The sequence below is a fragment of the Bifidobacterium sp. UTCIF-39 genome (genome assembly GCF_006408715.1).
GTDB classification, from domain to species: Bacteria; Actinomycetota; Actinomycetes; order Actinomycetales; family Bifidobacteriaceae; genus Galliscardovia; species Galliscardovia tissieri.
This window is the reverse complement of sequence record NZ_JEOG01000006.1, coordinates 13,334-28,931: the sequence shown is the minus strand read 5'-3', so window position 1 is coordinate 28,931 and position 15,598 is coordinate 13,334. Positions and strand designations below refer to the sequence as shown.

The 15,598-nt window shown below is 61.2% G+C and carries 13 protein-coding genes; 9 read left to right on the top strand and 4 right to left on the bottom strand.

Annotated elements, in window-relative coordinates; genetic code table 11:
• Window positions 1-7: 7 nt before the first annotated feature.
• From EP30_RS03775 to EP30_RS03765, 3 genes are all read left to right on the top strand, one after another.
• Complete coding sequence (locus EP30_RS03775; RefSeq protein ID WP_140556283.1) at window positions 8-2,173, top strand: glycosyl hydrolase 115 family protein; 2,166 nt, start codon at window positions 8-10, stop codon at window positions 2,171-2,173.
• A 110-nt stretch (window positions 2,174-2,283) separates the two neighbouring features.
• Window positions 2,284-3,918, top strand: coding sequence for a glycosyl hydrolase family 28 protein (locus EP30_RS03770; protein ID WP_140556281.1), 1,635 nt, complete (start codon window positions 2,284-2,286; stop codon window positions 3,916-3,918).
• Window positions 3,919-4,006: 88 nt separating this feature from the next.
• Entirely contained in the window at window positions 4,007-5,575 is a 1,569-nt protein-coding gene (locus tag EP30_RS03765) for an MFS transporter (protein ID WP_140556279.1), read from the top strand.
• Window positions 5,576-5,580: 5 nt separating this feature from the next.
• Here EP30_RS03765 and rhaM read toward each other — a convergent pair whose 3' ends face one another.
• The gene (gene rhaM / locus EP30_RS03760) at window positions 5,581-5,895 is read right to left on the bottom strand and encodes an L-rhamnose mutarotase (protein ID WP_140556277.1); all 315 of its coding nucleotides are present in this window, start codon (window positions 5,893-5,895) and stop codon (window positions 5,581-5,583) included.
• Between the two features lie 253 nt (window positions 5,896-6,148).
• Between rhaM and EP30_RS03755 the strand changes: the two genes are divergently transcribed.
• Together EP30_RS03755 and EP30_RS03750 are read left to right on the top strand one after the other, a co-directional pair.
• Complete coding sequence (locus EP30_RS03755; protein WP_140556275.1) at window positions 6,149-7,165, top strand: LacI family DNA-binding transcriptional regulator; 1,017 nt, start codon at window positions 6,149-6,151, stop codon at window positions 7,163-7,165.
• 5 nt (window positions 7,166-7,170) lie between these two features.
• A complete protein-coding gene (locus EP30_RS03750) occupies window positions 7,171-8,022 on the top strand; it encodes a substrate-binding domain-containing protein (RefSeq protein ID WP_140556273.1) in 852 nt (283 codons plus the stop codon).
• A 30-nt stretch (window positions 8,023-8,052) separates the two neighbouring features.
• On the opposite strand, the gene EP30_RS03745 is transcribed toward EP30_RS03750, so the two are convergent.
• On the bottom strand, window positions 8,053-9,339 hold the full coding sequence (locus tag EP30_RS03745; RefSeq protein ID WP_094662684.1) for an NADH:flavin oxidoreductase/NADH oxidase family protein: 1,287 nt from the start codon (window positions 9,337-9,339) through the stop codon (window positions 8,053-8,055).
• Window positions 9,340-9,522: 183 nt separating this feature from the next.
• Here EP30_RS03745 and EP30_RS03740 point away from each other — a divergent pair, with 183 nt between their 5' ends.
• Together EP30_RS03740 and EP30_RS03735 are read left to right on the top strand one after the other, a co-directional pair.
• Window positions 9,523-10,095 (top strand): TetR/AcrR family transcriptional regulator, encoded by a 573-nt coding sequence (locus EP30_RS03740; RefSeq protein ID WP_181160774.1) that lies wholly within the window; start codon window positions 9,523-9,525, stop codon window positions 10,093-10,095.
• A gap of 435 nt (window positions 10,096-10,530) precedes the next feature.
• Window positions 10,531-12,159, top strand: coding sequence for an MFS transporter (locus EP30_RS03735; protein ID WP_140556268.1), 1,629 nt, complete (start codon window positions 10,531-10,533; stop codon window positions 12,157-12,159).
• Between the two features lie 16 nt (window positions 12,160-12,175).
• On the opposite strand, the gene EP30_RS10850 is transcribed toward EP30_RS03735, so the two are convergent.
• Window positions 12,176-12,313 (bottom strand): hypothetical protein, encoded by a 138-nt coding sequence (locus EP30_RS10850; RefSeq protein ID WP_158216820.1) that lies wholly within the window; start codon window positions 12,311-12,313, stop codon window positions 12,176-12,178.
• A gap of 36 nt (window positions 12,314-12,349) precedes the next feature.
• Here EP30_RS10850 and EP30_RS03730 point away from each other — a divergent pair, with 36 nt between their 5' ends.
• Window positions 12,350-13,495 carry a glycoside hydrolase family 105 protein gene (locus EP30_RS03730; RefSeq protein ID WP_140556266.1) on the top strand — a complete coding sequence of 382 codons (1,146 nt, stop codon included), beginning with the start codon at window positions 12,350-12,352 and terminating at the stop codon, window positions 13,493-13,495.
• 69 nt (window positions 13,496-13,564) lie between these two features.
• On the opposite strand, the gene EP30_RS03725 is transcribed toward EP30_RS03730, so the two are convergent.
• Entirely contained in the window at window positions 13,565-14,455 is an 891-nt protein-coding gene (locus tag EP30_RS03725; RefSeq protein WP_181160773.1) for an AraC family transcriptional regulator, read from the bottom strand.
• 210 nt (window positions 14,456-14,665) lie between these two features.
• On the opposite strand from EP30_RS03725, the gene EP30_RS03720 reads away from it, so the two are divergent.
• The gene (locus EP30_RS03720) at window positions 14,666-15,508 is read left to right on the top strand and encodes a sugar phosphate isomerase/epimerase (RefSeq protein ID WP_140556262.1); all 843 of its coding nucleotides are present in this window, start codon (window positions 14,666-14,668) and stop codon (window positions 15,506-15,508) included.
• Window positions 15,509-15,598 lie beyond the last annotated feature (90 nt).

Genomic DNA, 15,598 nt, shown 5'->3' with positions numbered 1-15,598 from the left:
AACTGTGATGTCCATTCATCTCAACTGTGATACTCGCATCATCACATCTGATCTGGCGACGGTGCCTGAATCAGTCCGCTACGCCATCGAAGACGTTGAACGCGATCTTGCCGCACGACTCGGTCGTTCCACCAACAGCGTGACGACACACGGCGATGCCGGCATTATTCGTCTGCGCACGTTGACCGCCAAACCCGCGGAGGCCGCCGTACCGGAACGGTATGCAATCCGGGTGCAGGACGGTGACCTGCTGCTCGAGGCCGGCGACGATCTTGGATTCATCCACGGACTGTATGCCATCAGCCGAACCGTACTTGGCGTGACCGATCTGTGGTTCTGGAACGATCAGCACATCGAACCGACCGCCGCCATTGAAATCGTCGACGATTTCCGCATCGAATCCAAACCGGACGCCGTACGGTACAAGGGATTCTTCATCAACGACGAGGTGCTGCTTGAGGACTGGTCGGTGAACAACGATCCGGAATTGCCGTGGCGTCGCGCCTTTGAAACCATCCTGCGTCTGGGCGGCAATACGGTCATTCCAGGGTCCGGGCAGCGAGGTGAACCGCATCTGGCGCTTGCTCGCCGCATGGGTCTATACATCAATCAGCATCACGCCACCCCGCTGGGGGCGCAGATGTTCTCCGAAGCCTATCCGGGCGTAGAGCCCAAATGGCCCGAGGAGCAAAACCGATTCGAGGCATTGTGGCGCCGGGCGGTGGAGGCGAACCGCGATGGCCGTACCATCTGGACGTTGGGATTCCGCGGCCAGGGAGACAAGCCGTTCTGGGCCTCGGACCCCCGATACACTACCGACGAGGCGCGCGGACAGGTGATGAGCGAGGTCATTCGTCGACAGTATGATCTGGTGCGTGAGCTCGATCCTGACGCTCCCTGCAGCGTGTACCTGTATGGGGAGTCCATGGACTTGTACCGCAAGGGCGTGCTGCGCTTCCCCGACAACGTGATCAAGATCTGGTCCGACAACGGATTCGGGCGTATGGTCAGTCGCCGTCAGGGCAACGACAATCCTCGTATCGACGCCATGCCTGACGCTGCCGATACCGGGCGTAACGGCATCTACTATCATGCGTCGTTCTACGATCTGCAGGCGGCCAATCACATCACGCCGCTGTGCGTGAATCCGAGGGATATGGTACGAGAGCTGGAAGCGGTGTTCGCCCGTGGCGGCAACGACCTGTGGATCATCAATTCCTCGAACATCAAGCCGCATGCGTTCACGCTCGATCTCATCGCCCGGCTGTGGCGCGAGGGACATGTGGACGTCGACGCGGCCGAATACGAGTATGCCGCACGATACTTCGGCGGTGGACTGCACTCGCCGTTGTGCACATTCTCCCCGTCCCGGCAGGATAGGGATCCCGAGCCTCAACTGGATGACGAGGCCCCGAATCTTACCGTCATCAGGTCAGTCGTCGATGGCATCGAAGGCTACTGGAAGGCGGCCGTGTCCTACGGTCCGAACTGGGACGACAAGGCCGGCGAACAGTTCTTCAACCATGTGCCGCGCATGCTTGCCGTGCAGTTCATGCGCGACCGTGACCACGCCGACCCCGACCTTGCCTGGATGTGCGACCTCGGTGGCGTTGATGCACATGATCTTGCCGATCAGGTGAGCTACTACCGTGCGCTCTGCGAAGAGGGGGCAACACGCTACCGCGCACTTGACCGCGTGGATGAGATCGCCGCGTTGCAGGCGGAGGAGACCGACGTGCATGCGGCTCGACTCATCCGAGACTCGGTGCTGTTGCAGGCGAGGCTGTACCGTCATTGCACGACGGGTGCCGCTCTGACCTGCCGCGCCCTGCAGGACGGATTCGCCGACCACTGGCGTCACGCCTTCTACCATGCCGGTCTTGCCCGCGAGGAGTATCTCGCAGCCGATCAAGCCATGAGATCCCGCGAACACGGCAAATGGCACGGATTCTGGCGCAACGACTGTCTCACCGACGTCAAGCAGACCGCCCAGGTGCTTGAGACGCTGATGGGATATCTGCGGGCGATGGGCGACGGCCCCCACTACTACCAGTGGAAGCGAGACTTCCTATATCCCAAGTGGGAGAAGGATGTCATGGTGATCATGAACATGGAGAACCATGAGACCGATCAGCAGATCTTCGACGCGATGAAAACCGCCTGGCAGGACTGACCCGATCGTGCGAAACTTGGTTCGATCAGCCGAATGACGAAGGCCGCGCGACGACTGGCAGGAATCGCACGGCCTTTCGTAGTGCAAGACATCTCGAGGAGAATGAGTTCGTGGCAACAGAAACCGAAACCACGCCGGCATGCGTGTCCGATGTCGATATCAACGCCCGCGCCGACGCCGATACGATGACCGTGTACTGGACCAAACCCGACAATGCGACGAGTGACGTCATCTATGAGATTCACATGCGCGAGGTCGGAGACAACGATCACGGTCCACGCACTCGTCGCGTGTCCCACACCCACTGCACGATCGACGGACTCGAACCGGAACGCTCGTACGACATTACCGTGGACATGCTGACGGAGACGAGCGGATCCAACCCGGACCGCATACCGTTGGGACGGCGCACCTTCACCACCGGCTCCGACAAACGCCTGCTCGACGTGACCGGCAGCCCCTACAACGCCACCGGTGACGGACGCACGCTCAACACCGCCGCCATCCAACGTGCGCTCGACGACTGCGGTCCCGGCGACGCCGTGCTCATCCCCGAAGGCGTATTCCTCACCGGCGCGTTGCGCATGCACGCCGACACCGAACTTGTGGTGGCACACGGAGCCGTATTGCAGGGAACCGCGAACCCCCTCGATTATCTTCCTATGCTACCCAGCCGGTTCGAAGGCATCGAACTCGACTGCTACGCCAGCCTCATCACCATCGGCCACCTTGACCATAACGCCGGAGCGACATGCCGGAACGTCGTCATCCGCGGCGGCGGCACCATCGCCGGCGGCGGCCGGGCCCTCGCCGAAGCCGTCATCGAACGGGAACGCGGACGGGTGGAAGCCGAACTCACCGTAACCGGCCAATCGCTTGACGACTACGAAAAACCCGAGACCATACCCGGCCGGGTACGCCCACGACTGATCACCGTCGCGAATGCCTCAAACGTGGAATTCGCCGACGTCACCTTCGCCAATGGTGCCAGCTGGACCGTACACATGATCTACTCCGATCACATCGTCACCCACGGATGCACGTTCCGCTCGCACGGCGTATGGAACGGCGACGGCTGGGACCCCGACTCCAGCGAGGACTGCACGATCTTCGACTGCGACTTCGACACGGGCGACGACATCATCGCCATTAAATCCGGCAAGAACCCGGAAGGCAACGTGATCGCCCGCCCGACCCGACGCATCCGCATCTTCGACTGCCGGGCATCCGAAGGCGGGCATGCGCTCGCCATCGGTAGTGAGATGAGTGGCGGCGTCGAGGACGTGGACGTGTGGGATTGCGATCTGAGCGGACTCTGGTATGGGGTGGAGGTGAAAACCACGCTGAAGCGAGGCGGCTGGGTGCGCGGTCTGCGCGTGCGTGACACGGTGATGCGACGTGGGGTGATCCGTGCCGTGCCATACAACGACGACGGCATCGGCGCCGATACCCCGCCGGTGCTTGAGGACTTCCGGTTCGAACGCGTGCGGTTGCTCGGCGGTCTGCCGGATGATGTGGACGCCGGGGCTCCGCGGGAGGCCATCCACATCCAGGGGTTGCCAGCTCCGGCAACGCCGATCCGCGGCATGGTGTTTCGCGATGTGACGCTCGGCAGCGCGGACGACGAATCCGGCGCCTACGACATCGTGGCGAACCGCTGCGAGGGACTGGAGATCCGTGGAATCCGATGCGTGGCATATGGCGCCGCATATGGAAAGGCGTTTTTGGAAAGAAGTGGCGAATGATTTCATGTCGCGGATGACGCGCGGTAGCATGTCACCCGTATTCGCGCACGTGCGCACGAGGACATGAGAGGCAAAGAAGGGGTGACCGGTGAGATTCCAGTCACGCGTATTCCATTCACACGACTCACGTCGTAAATCACACGACAAGATCACATTCGGCGATGCGCTTGGATTCGCCATCGGCGACGTCTACGGCGGCGGCAGCGCCATTCTCACCGGCACCTACCTGTCGGTGTTCTGGACGCGTTTCTGCGGATTCGACATCGGCACCGCGCAAAGCATGATCGGTGCGGCGGCCATGCTCAGCGCATGCTCGGCCATCATCTTCGGCGTGCTGTCCGAACGGTTCTACCTGTTCCGGCTCGGACGACGCTTCGGCCGTCGGCGGTTCTTCGTCATGATGGTCTCGCCGCTCGTGCTGGTCACGTTGCTCATGTGGATCCCCGGCATGCCCAAGGTGCTGTATTTCTTTGTCTACGTGCTGTACGTCACGCTGCAGCAGATGTTCGGCGTCTGCTACTCGTCGCTGCCCGGCGAGATGACCCGCGATTTCGCCGGGCGCTCGCTGCTGTCGACCGTGCGCATGTTCGTCTCCGGCATGTCGGGCGTGATCATCCCGTTCGCCGCCACGGCCATACTCACCTGGCTGGGGGAGTGGCACGCCTACTCGTATCAGACGTTCGTGACCATCATTACCGTGGCGTTCGCGATCGTCACGTTCACGTCGTCGCGTTTGACCTGGGAGCTCACCCCCGAGGAGGCGGGATTCGGCGAGGCCGAGCTCGCCCGTCGACGTGCCGCCAAACATCGGCGCAGCGCGCGTGAGATCATGCAGGCGATCGGTCACGTGGCCGCCGAGTACGCGACCACGTTCCGCATCGCCACGTTCCGCGTGCACATCACGCTGTACCTGATCTGCCTGACGCTCATGGACATCTTCACGCAGAGTTTCGTGTATTTCGTGGTGTTCGATCTGGGCAAGACGGCCGCGTTCGCGTCCATGCTGCTGTCGTTCGCCGTGATCGCCGAATTCTTCAAGCCGCTGTGGGGATGGCTGTTCGTGCACATCGGCCCTCGCAACCTGTATGCGGTCGATTACACGGGCGCGCTCATCGGTCTGGGATTGTTGTTCGTCTCGTGGCGTTTGGAGCCGGTGCTGCCCGAAGGCGTATGGACCGCGTACGTGATCGTGTCGGCGATCATCTGGTTCGTGTTCCGCTCGCTGGCCGGCACGGTGCCGTGGCTGGTGTTCCCGTTCATTCCCGACGTGGACATGATCGTGACCCGGCGTAATCGCGCGTCGATCTTCTCGGGCATCACCACGTTCCTGCGATTCATCTTCTCCGGGCTCGCATCGATGGGCGTGGGCGCGTTTCTCGCGTTCTCCGGGTTCAAACCGGATCAGTCGGGTGCCCAGTCGTCGTCCGCGGTGAACGCGGTGGCGTTCGTCTGCTTGGGATGGCTGGCGATCGGCTTCATCATCGCGTTCATCGTGTCCCGCCGGTTCACGCTCGACCAGCGTAGCGACCTCATCGTGCTGCATGAGATCGAACGGCTCAAGGACGGCGGCAACAAGGACGATGTGGAACCACATGTGCGTGAGACCGTCGAGCGGCTCACCGGCCAGCCGTACGAACGCTGCTGGGGTGGTGTGTAGTTGCGCTAGTCGAGATGGAACACTTCGCGCAGATCCTCGCACACGGGGGAGTTGTCGGGATTCGTCGCCATCACCGGAGCCATGAAATCCCACCATTTGCGGTTGATCGGCGTATCCGCGGACTGCGCCCAGAGGTCCTCGTCCTCCACCTCGATGTAGCCGAACAGCGTGTTCGTTCGATCGTCGAATGCGATCGTGTAGTTGTGCCCGCCGTATTCGTGGATCATGGCCTTCATCTCCGGCCAGAGTTCGTTGTGGCGCTTGGCGTATTCCTCCACCATGCCGGGGTATAGATGCATTGTGAACGTTTTGCGGATCATCGGTCCTCCTTTGGACGGTTTGCGTGATCGGGACGGCGATGTCGTCTCCTCCGCATCGTAGGCAGAACGGAACGCGAACGAACCCGTGCCTAAATATCATGAATTGTCGGACGACTATCCGTTCTTGCCTTTCCTGCCGTAATTCGCATACGATGCCGATTGCTGTGAGGCGGTAGACTGTCGATAGACTTTTCGAGGAAGTTGTTGTGCTATCGGTTGGCGTCATACGACGACACCATGCAAAGGATGTGCGATGAAGAAGGTCACGATTCGTGATGTGGCGAAGGCAGCCGGCGTCTCCCCGTCCACCGTCTCCCGTGCGTTGAGTGCCACGGATCGCGTGAGCTCGGAGACCACTCGGCGCATCGTCGGTGTGGCCGAGCGTCTGGGATACAAGCTGCCGTCCGCCGAGGAGCAGACTTCGGCTGCACGGCCCGATTCGTCGAGCCATCTTGTGGGCATCGTCGTGCCTGATGTGACCGACCAGTATGCCGCGGCCATCGTGCACAGTGTGGAGAACGAATGCTTCGGACACGGCTATGGTCTGGTGATCGCCGAATCCCGTGACAGCGTCGCCTGGGAGCGCATGGTGCTTGACAAGACCATGAGCCTGGTCGACGGCGTGATCATGGTGTCGCCCAAGATGTCGAACCCCATGCTGCGCGACTACGCCGAGGACCATCCCTTGGTGGTTACCAACCGCAACGTGCGCAACGTGACCAGCATCGTGGTCGACATCTCCACCGGCATCGGTCAGGCGGCTGACCTGTTCGCCGTGCGAGGCCGTACCAGGGTGACCTACCTGTCCGGCCCGAACTCCGTATGGTCGTCCGGCGCTCGATTCCGCGAACTGCAGTCGGCATGCGAGCGCAAGGGGCTTGAGGTCGTGCAGCTGTGGCCCGGCGAACCCACGTTTGAGGGCGGGGCCGCGTATGTGGACAAGTATCTTGAGGATCCCACCGGTGCCGTGATGGCGTTCAACGATGCGATGGCACTGGGGTTCATGGCACGTATGCGTGAACGGGGTTTTGAATGCCCGCGCGACTATCTGATCGTCGGATTCAACGACGACGTGACCGCGCAGACCAGCACGCCGCCGCTGTCGTCGATCCGCATGTCGGCGAACGCGCTCGGCGTGAACGCCACCCGTCTGCTGTTGCGGCGCATGGCCGGGGGAGTGACCGAGGATTTCGCGTCGTACGCCGCGGTGCCGTCGTCGCTGGCGGTGCGTGACAGCCTTGGCGGATTCCACGGCTCATCGGAGGAGTAGGAACGATGTGTGTGATCGAGCTTGCCATGCCCACGGTGACCAGGCCGTATCGCGCCCAACTGGCGTCGGCGGTGATCTCGTCCGCACGGGCAAGCGGATATCGGGTCAATGTGGTGGCGTATCAGGACGACTACGGTCTGTCCGCGAACGACTATCTGGAAACCCGCCGTGGAGCGTGCGACGGCATGCTGCTCTATCTGGTGGGCGGCGACGAGGTGAATCCGAACGCGTTCCGTCAGCCGTTTCCGATCGTCTGTCTGGGATTGTGCCCGACGTCGGGCATGGTCGATCAGGTCTTGGCCGACAACGTGGCGGATGGGCGTAACATCACCGATTTGGTCATTCGCAAGGGTAGCCGACGGCTGGCGTTGATCGGCCCGCAGGGGGTGTTCGACGGGCGTGTCGTGGACCCTGCCGTTCGCTCCCGTGGCTGGGATCGTGTGCGCGGCGTGCTGGAGGCGTGCCGCGCACACGACGTGACGCTTGATCCGCGACTGATCGGCGTGACCACGTCCGGGTGGACGATCGGCACCGGATACCGCGCGATGATGCAGGTCGCCGACTCCGGCGTGGATTTCGACGGCGTGATCTGCCTGGACGACCCGCTGGCCATCGGCGCGATGTTCGCGCTGCGCGAGCTGGGCCGATCCATCCCCGACGACGTGCAGGTGGTCGGCTTCGACAACGTGTACGACGCCGCGCACATGGTGCCGCCGCTGACCACGGTGGACGCGAACCTCGAATGGATCACCGGCGCCGCCGTGGATCTGCTCGCCCGACGCATCCACGATCCCGTGGGCGAGCCGCTGTGCTTCCAGCGTGAGTCCCCGATCCTCCTGCGTCGATCCACGCGCTAGCGTTTGCGGCGGGGCGCTGGCTGCTTCCGCTCACTGGTGTCCCTTGCGGCGTCGCGGCGTGAGCGCCGCCGGGCCATGCTTGCCGATCGCGAAGCATAGGGCGCGCATTCCGCCGATTCGCGGATTCGGTCGGCGTCCGCGGCCGATGCGATTCATCTGCAGTTCGAACCAGCTGATGACGAGGATGCCGCCGAATGCGCGGTCAAGAGCCTTGAATCCGGTGGTCACCCACGGCAGGTCGACGGTTCCGTTCCAATGGTCGTGAATGATGCGATTCGGCAGATCGGGGACGAGCGCCAGCGGCCGCGCGATGCCGATCATCTGAGTGATGCCCTCGGTCAGCGCGAGCTCCATGTCGTGTGCGCTGCGGAATCCGCCGGTCAGCGCCACCGGGACGGAGATCTCCCCTTTGATGCGCTTGGCGAATTCGGTGAAGTATACACCGCGTCGATGGTCCTCGATCGCGCCGCTGTTGGTCTGGATGACGGGTTTTTCCAGTGTGCCGCCGGAGATGTCGATCAGATCCACGCCGCGCTGTTCCAGCTGTTTCATGACCCAGATGGATTCATCCTCGTCGAAGCCGGCAAAGGCCCCCCGTTCGTCGACCTTCACTGCGATCGGCACGTCGCTGGAGTTGAGCTTGACGGCAATCGGGAATTTCGGGCCGACGGCCTTGCGCACGGCATCGAACACCTCGAATAGGAATCGTGCGCGATGTTCGATGCCGCCGCCGTATTCGTCAGTGCGCCGGTTGTCTTCGGGGGAGAGGAACTGGCTGATGAGATAGCCATGTGCCGCGTGGATCTCCACGCCGGTGAACCCGGCTTTTTTGGCGATACTCGCCGTTGTGGCGAAGCGGCGCACGATGTCGTGGATCTGTTCGATGGTGAGCGCGGTCGGTTCGGCGAAGAACCGTCCGTATTCGCCATTGAGCTTGCCTCCGCTGGGCGCGTATGGGTGCTGGTTGATGGTGATGGGGGACTGCCGGCCGGGGTGATTGATCTGCATCCAGCAGTGGGCTCCGTTCCGGGTTCCGGCGGCGGCCCAGCGGCGGAGCATGTCGATGTCGCGTTCATCCTCGACGGCCACGTTGCCCGGCTCGCCGAGTTGTGTGCGGTCGACCATGACGTTGCCGGTGACCAGTATGCCGGTGCCTCCGTCGGCCCAGGTGCGATACAGATGCGCATGCTCCTTGGTGGGGGCGCAGTCGCGCCCGGCCATCGCCTCGTTCATGGCCGACTTGTAGAAGCGATTCTTTACCGTGACGCCGCAGGGCAGGGTAAGGGGTTCGGCGACGTTGGGGGTGTGCTGGGTCATGGGGTCCTCCGTTTCATGTCATGTGACTGGTAATCAGTTGACCAATCTTTTGCAACTGTCTAAAATTTACGATAATTCAAATTTTGACATTTGTAAAATTCTGGACGATGGGATAGGGTGAAACCATTGTCATGCATGGCGACACGCCGAATCGTTGGGTGTGCCGAACACAGGAGGGAACGTATGAAAAAGGATCTGGATGCAAAGCTGTCGCGCGGCACCGTGCGCACGCTCGAAGCCTTCTCCGGTGCGATGATGGAGCTGTTGCAGACCAAGCCGCTTGCGTCAATCAGCATCAACGAGCTCTGCGAGCGCAGCTCATACCCGCGCGCCACGTTCTACAACTACTTCGACGATCGCGATGATCTGCTGAACTACTGCTGGATCGCGTTGTCCGGACGGATGCGGATCGACGATCTCGAGTCGACGGAACCTGCGCGGCGCGTGGATGTCGCGCTCGACATGATGGCCGATGTGCTCGAGGGCAATGCGGCCATGCTGGAAGGCGTTCTCGATCACAATCCGGTCGGCGGTCCGATGTTCGCCAGCCTTCGTGCGTTCATTACGCGCCGTTCCCGCGAGCTGATGCGCTCCTGCGTTGATGCGGAGCGGCATTCGCTGCCTGTGGAACTGGTCGCCGACCATTATGCGAACGTCCTGATGCTGGTGCTTGAGTGGTCGTATCTGCGTGGTCATGGACTTACGCGGTCCGAGCTCCACGGATATGCCCATGCCCTGCTTGACGGCGTGGAGTGATTCCGTCGGGAGGGGTGGCGGGGTGAGCTCGGCCGGGGCGTTCTGACGATGGATGCTGGCCTGGGCGGATCGGGGAGCCGTGTTGCACGGCTCCTTTTTGTTGCTTCAGTAAGTGTGAAAATATGCAACGAAATAAAGAAACGTTCTTCTGAATATGCAACTAATGTCGAGTGTTGTAAGGGCTTTTCATGACCTTGCGTTTGGCGTGACCTGTGATTATTGTTGGAATATCAATGGTTTCAGTGATGAAACATGGATGTTTGAATACGATAACAAAAACAATGAAAACAATGGCAACAAAACATATCGATTCGATTTATGCAACATAGGATTGCAACCAACAACGGCACGGTCGCCGCGAAGACAACAAGCGTCATGCAACGATGGCATGCGGCGCAGCGGCGGATCGTTCGTAAGGATTTCAAAGGAGAACACATGGCAGAGAACACCGGCAAAAAGCGTCGGATCACGCTGGTCACACGTCTCGGCTACGGCGCGGGCAATCTCGTAGGCTCCGGCGCGCTGGCGATCAGCGCCTCATGGCTGACGATCTTCTACACCACCTACTGCGGCCTGACCATGGCCCAGGCCACCTTCATCTACTCATTCGCCCTCATCGCCGACGTTGTCATGAACCCCATCGCCGGATTCATCTCCGACGCATTCAACAACACCTGGCTGGGCCGTAAATTCGGTCGCCGCCGCTTCTTCATCCTGCTCGCCGTCCCCGTGCTCGGCGTACTCAACCCGCTCATGTGGATCGTCATCCCCGGCGCATTCTGGTACTACTTCGTGATCTACCTGTGCTACAACCTCATCTACACGATGGTCATGATCCCCTATGACGCCATCCCCGCCGAAATGACCTCCGACTTCAAGGAACGCACCTACATGTCCGGACTGCGCTCCATCTTCGGCAAGGGCGCCAACTTCCTCACCGCATCCCTGCCCGGCATCTTCTTCGTCACCTTCGGCGAGAAGAACCCCATGGCATTCTTCTACATGGGACTCGCGTTCGGCGTCATCATGGCACTCGCCATGCTCTCCGTGTACCTGACCACATGGGAGCGTCCGGTCGACGCCACCACCATGGAGAAGGTGGAGAACCCGATCGAAGCCGTCAAGAAGCTGTTCGTCGACATCTTCTCCACGCTGCGCATCCGCACCTTCCGCCATCTGCTCGGCATGTACCTGTTCGGCTTCGGCGCCGAATGGCTGTTCAACTCCACGTTCTCCTACTATGTGGTCTACGTGCTCATGCTGCAGAAGTCCAATGCCTCCTGGTGGCAGTCGCTCAGCCCGATCCTGCAGGTCGTGTCCACCGTGGCCGCGATGGCGCTGGTCGCCAAGATCGGCTTCCGCAAGCCGTACATCATCGCCGAATGCGTGATCGTCACCTGTGCCATCGCCTACGCGTGCTGCGGCATCTTCCACCTCGACGCCGCGTCCGCCGCCGGCATGGTCGCCATCACCTCCATCGTGGTGGTGTTCGGTCTCGGCACCGGTGCCGTGTACTACATCCCGTGGCAGACCTACCTGTTCGTGGCCGACGCCGACGAGATCGTCACCGGACGCCGTCGCGAAGGCACCTTCTCCGCCGCTATGCACCTGTGCGGCAAGCTCATGAACTCCGCCGTCGTGGCCATCCTCGGCATCTCTCTGTCCGCCGCCGGATTCATCGAATCCACCGCCGACAAGCAGGTGGCCGCAGCCGACCAGCCGGCGGCGGTGCACACCACCATCGTCCTTGTGCTCATTTTCGGCGTGGGTGGACTGAGCCTGCTCGGCATGCTCTCCGCCAAGCTGATGAAGATGGACAAGAAGAACGACGAGATCGCCATCGCCGAATGCGCCCGCATCGCCGCAGGCGGACGCATGGAGGACGTCGATCCCGAAGTCAAGCGCATCTGCGAGGAGCTCACCGGCGTGCAGTACGAGATCTGCTTCGGCCACAACACCATCGGCAATCACACCCCCGAAGAGCTGGAGCGCATCAAGGCAGAGCTTCCCGAGCGTCGCAAGATGAACTTCGGCGTGAAGCCGACGCAGGTCGAGGAGGTCTGATCCACCACGGCCGCGCTCACACACGTGACTCATAACTGAATATCCGTACAACTGAATAACCATAACCGAATACCTGACGACCGGCGGTTTCCCTTCCATTTTCACCTTTGCCGCCGGTCGTCATTTTGCCATACACGTCCATCGTGTCGTCCATCGTAGTGTTCGTCGTCCAACGAAAAGAGGCATCGGAATGGGCAGCTCCCGCATTCTCAACACCTACATCCATCAGCTGATCGAAACCAGCACCCCGCAGGCCCCGGCATGGAACATCGAGAAGATCCGCGCCGGCAAGCCCAACACCTGGAACTACATCGACGGATGCATGATCAAAGCGCTGATCGAACTGTATGAGATCACCGGCAAGGACGTCTACCTCGACTTCGCCGACCGATTCATCGACTATTTCGTACAGGACGACGGCACGATCAAATACTACGATCCCAAGGAATACAACCTCGACAACGTCAACGCCGGCAAAACCCTCCACCAGCTGTACGCCATCACCGGCAAGGACAGGTACCGCAAGGCCATGGACGTCATCCGCGGGCAGCTCGAGCATCAGCCCCGCACGAGGGAGGGGAGCTTTTGGCACAAACTCATCTACCCCAACCAGATCTGGCTCGACGGCCTGTACATGGCACAGCCGTTCTACATGCAGTACGAGCTGAGCTTCCGCGACGGGCGCGCATGCGCCGACTCGATCCACCAGTTCGAGGTGGTGCGCGAACTCATGCGCAACGAGCGCAACGGGCTCTACTACCACGCCTACGACTCCTCGCGCAAGGAGTTCTGGTGCGACCCGGTGACCGGACTGTCCGCCAACTTCTGGCTGCGGGCCGAAGGCTGGTTCGCCATGGCGCTCATCGACACCTGGGAGCTCATGCCCGCGAGCATGAGCGGCGAGCGCGACGTACTGCGACGCATGTTCGTCGAACTCATCGACGCCATGCTGCCGTATCAGGATCCGGGCACGGGCATGTGGCATCAGGTGATCAATCTGGGGCGAATCGCGCCGAACTATCTCGAAACGTCGGGCTCTGCGATCTTCGCCAACGCCATCATGAAGGGCGCGCGACTTGGCGTGCTCGACGAACGCTACTACGACTACGGGCGCAAGGCGTTCGCGGGCATCTGCGACACCTGTCTCAGCGAGGAGGACGGCAGACTGACGCTTGACAACATCTGTCTGGTGGCGGGGCTGGGCAACACGGACCATCGCGAGGGCACGTTCGACTACTACATGCGCGAACCGAAGGTGCGCGACGATGCCAAGGGTGTGGCGCCTCTCGTGCTTGCCTACATCGAGACGCTGCGGCATGGGAAGGAGGCTGGCTGAGTCGCGGCGGGTGGGCGGGGTGCCACGCGCGGGCGTGCTTGGTGGGCGTGACCGCGCGTGCGCTATACGCTACTCGTGTGCGGCGAAATGCACCACGTCGGTACTGTCGTTGCGGCTGAGGAACTCCTTCGTCGTCATGTGGAACTCCTGCTTGAAGCATCGCAGGAAATGCGTGTACGAGGCGAAGCCGCACTGCCGGTAGACGTTCTGCGCGCTGCCCGACTCGCGCAGCAGCTCCTTGCTCCGCAGCAGGCGCTTTTTGAGAATGAACTCGTGCAGATTCAGGCCGGTGTTCTTCTTGAACTGGCGCGACAGGTAGTACTTGTTGATGTAGAACCGGTCGGCGATGGCGTCGAGTGAACAGTCTCCGGCAAGGTTCTCGTTCACGTACTCCATCACATTGACGATCAGCGACGACACTGGCTTGCTGCTCGGCGTCACGTCATTGGCGGAATTCGCCATGGCCTTGTTGAGTTCCACCATGAACTCGAGGAAGCGCTGCTCGTATGCCAGATCCGAACCGTAGGAGCCATCCGGCTGCTCGTCGAGTCTGACGATCTGACGGCGCAGCACTTCGGGATCCATGCGGATCACGCGGCTGGTCGGCTTGCCATTGTCGTTGAAGCAGGTCGTCAGATCGGTGTTGGCAGTGGAGCGGGACGTCAGGAACTCGTCGCGCACGTAGATGTAGGCGCGTTCGTAGTAGTTGCTTGACTGTCGCACGATGTTATGCAGATCGTTGCTGTGGGCGAAGGTGACCGTGCCGGGTTCGGTGGCGTACTCGTTGCCGCCCAGATGGAACACGCCGGTGCCCTGCAGCACGCAGTTGATCTCGTGGAAGTCGTGGTAGTGCAACTGCGCGTGTTCTACCACCTGGGAGTCCACATGGTAGATCTCAAAGCGATCCGAGATCATCGAATTAACGATCACCGCGCGTTGCGGTCGTTCCTGTTGCGCCATTGCAGTGCCATCCCAACTGGTTAGAAGTAACGGAAAAACTATCATAAATGATATATGACACTGCAAGAACCGATAGGAATTCAGCAATATCTGTACAGCATTACATAGCTGAGGCTTCTGTGAGAGTCTACGATCGAATCATCTGCCGGATGCTGTGACTCACTGTGACTCGATAATTCAACGTGTAGCCAAATGGATATGGAGGTTCCAATGATCAACTTCGGTGCCCGTGGCCATGACGTGACCGATGCCGATACCGTGGAGAAGCTCGCGGCCGGGCTGCGGCGCTATGGCGTGCACAATGTGCAGCTCGCGCTGCCGCGTCAATTCCCCGATCTTGCCGATGCGGCCAAGATCAATCCGGGCATGGGAATGCGCTTCCGCCGCGTGTTGGGCGACGCCGGCGTGGACATCGCCGTGCTGGGATGCTACATCAACATGACCCACCCCGATGGTGAGACTCGGGAGAAGCTGCTGCGGAAATTCGAGACGTATCTCGCCAATGCTCGGTTCTTCGGCGCCCCCGTGGTGGCCAGTGAAACCGGATCCGTGGACGCCGATCCTGGGCGGTTCACCGAGGAGAACTTCACCGAAGCCATGTACCAGAAGGCCTTGTCGGCGATCCGGCGACTGGTGGACGCCGGCGAGCGGTTCGGTACGATCGTGGGCATTGAGCCGGGTGCCAACCATCCGATCCACGATCTGGCATCCACCGAGCGTCTGCTGACTGATGTTGACTCCCCGTATCTGGGCATTGTGTTCGATCCCACCGCCTACACCACGCCGACCGGACGCACTGTGGACGGTCTCGACCAGGTGGAGCTGACCGGACAGGCCCTTGACCGGTTCGGCGAGCGCATCGTGGCGGTGCATATCGATGACTTCACCGTGGATGAGGCCGGTATTCACCGGTGCAACGTGGATGAGGGCGCGATGGACGTGCGCGGTGTGCTGGAGCTTGTCGCCAAGGCCCGCCCGTGGGTCCCCGTGATCCTTGAACAGACCGAAAACGAGGCCATCGCCCGCACCGTCGAGCGGTATGGGGCGTTGTGAGGTCAGTCGTGAACGGGCGGTTGCTGGGTTGGAGTGGATTCTGGCCTTTCTGCTTTTGTGCGATTGCGCGTGCGCGGGAATCTGCTGGCG

Bases quoted from the DNA above. Each gene is read 5' to 3' on its own strand.
- EP30_RS03720 (WP_140556262.1), top strand. From the start codon at position 14,666: ATGATCAACTTCGGTGCCCGTGGCCATGACGTGACCGATGCCGATACC.
- EP30_RS10850 (WP_158216820.1), bottom strand. From the start codon at position 12,313: ATGGACGACACGATGGACGTGTATGGCAAAATGACGACCGGCGGCAAA.
- EP30_RS03745 (WP_094662684.1), bottom strand. From the start codon at position 9,339: ATGACCCAGCACACCCCCAACGTCGCCGAACCCCTTACCCTGCCCTGC.
- EP30_RS03775 (WP_140556283.1), top strand. From the start codon at position 8: ATGTCCATTCATCTCAACTGTGATACTCGCATCATCACATCTGATCTG.
- rhaM (WP_140556277.1), bottom strand. From the start codon at position 5,895: ATGATCCGCAAAACGTTCACAATGCATCTATACCCCGGCATGGTGGAG.
- EP30_RS03735 (WP_140556268.1), top strand. From the start codon at position 10,531: ATGGCAGAGAACACCGGCAAAAAGCGTCGGATCACGCTGGTCACACGT.
- EP30_RS03730 (WP_140556266.1), top strand. From the start codon at position 12,350: ATGGGCAGCTCCCGCATTCTCAACACCTACATCCATCAGCTGATCGAA.
- EP30_RS03725 (WP_181160773.1), bottom strand. From the start codon at position 14,455: ATGGCGCAACAGGAACGACCGCAACGCGCGGTGATCGTTAATTCGATG.
- EP30_RS03740 (WP_181160774.1), top strand. From the start codon at position 9,523: ATGAAAAAGGATCTGGATGCAAAGCTGTCGCGCGGCACCGTGCGCACG.
- EP30_RS03755 (WP_140556275.1), top strand. From the start codon at position 6,149: ATGAAGAAGGTCACGATTCGTGATGTGGCGAAGGCAGCCGGCGTCTCC.
- EP30_RS03750 (WP_140556273.1), top strand. From the start codon at position 7,171: ATGTGTGTGATCGAGCTTGCCATGCCCACGGTGACCAGGCCGTATCGC.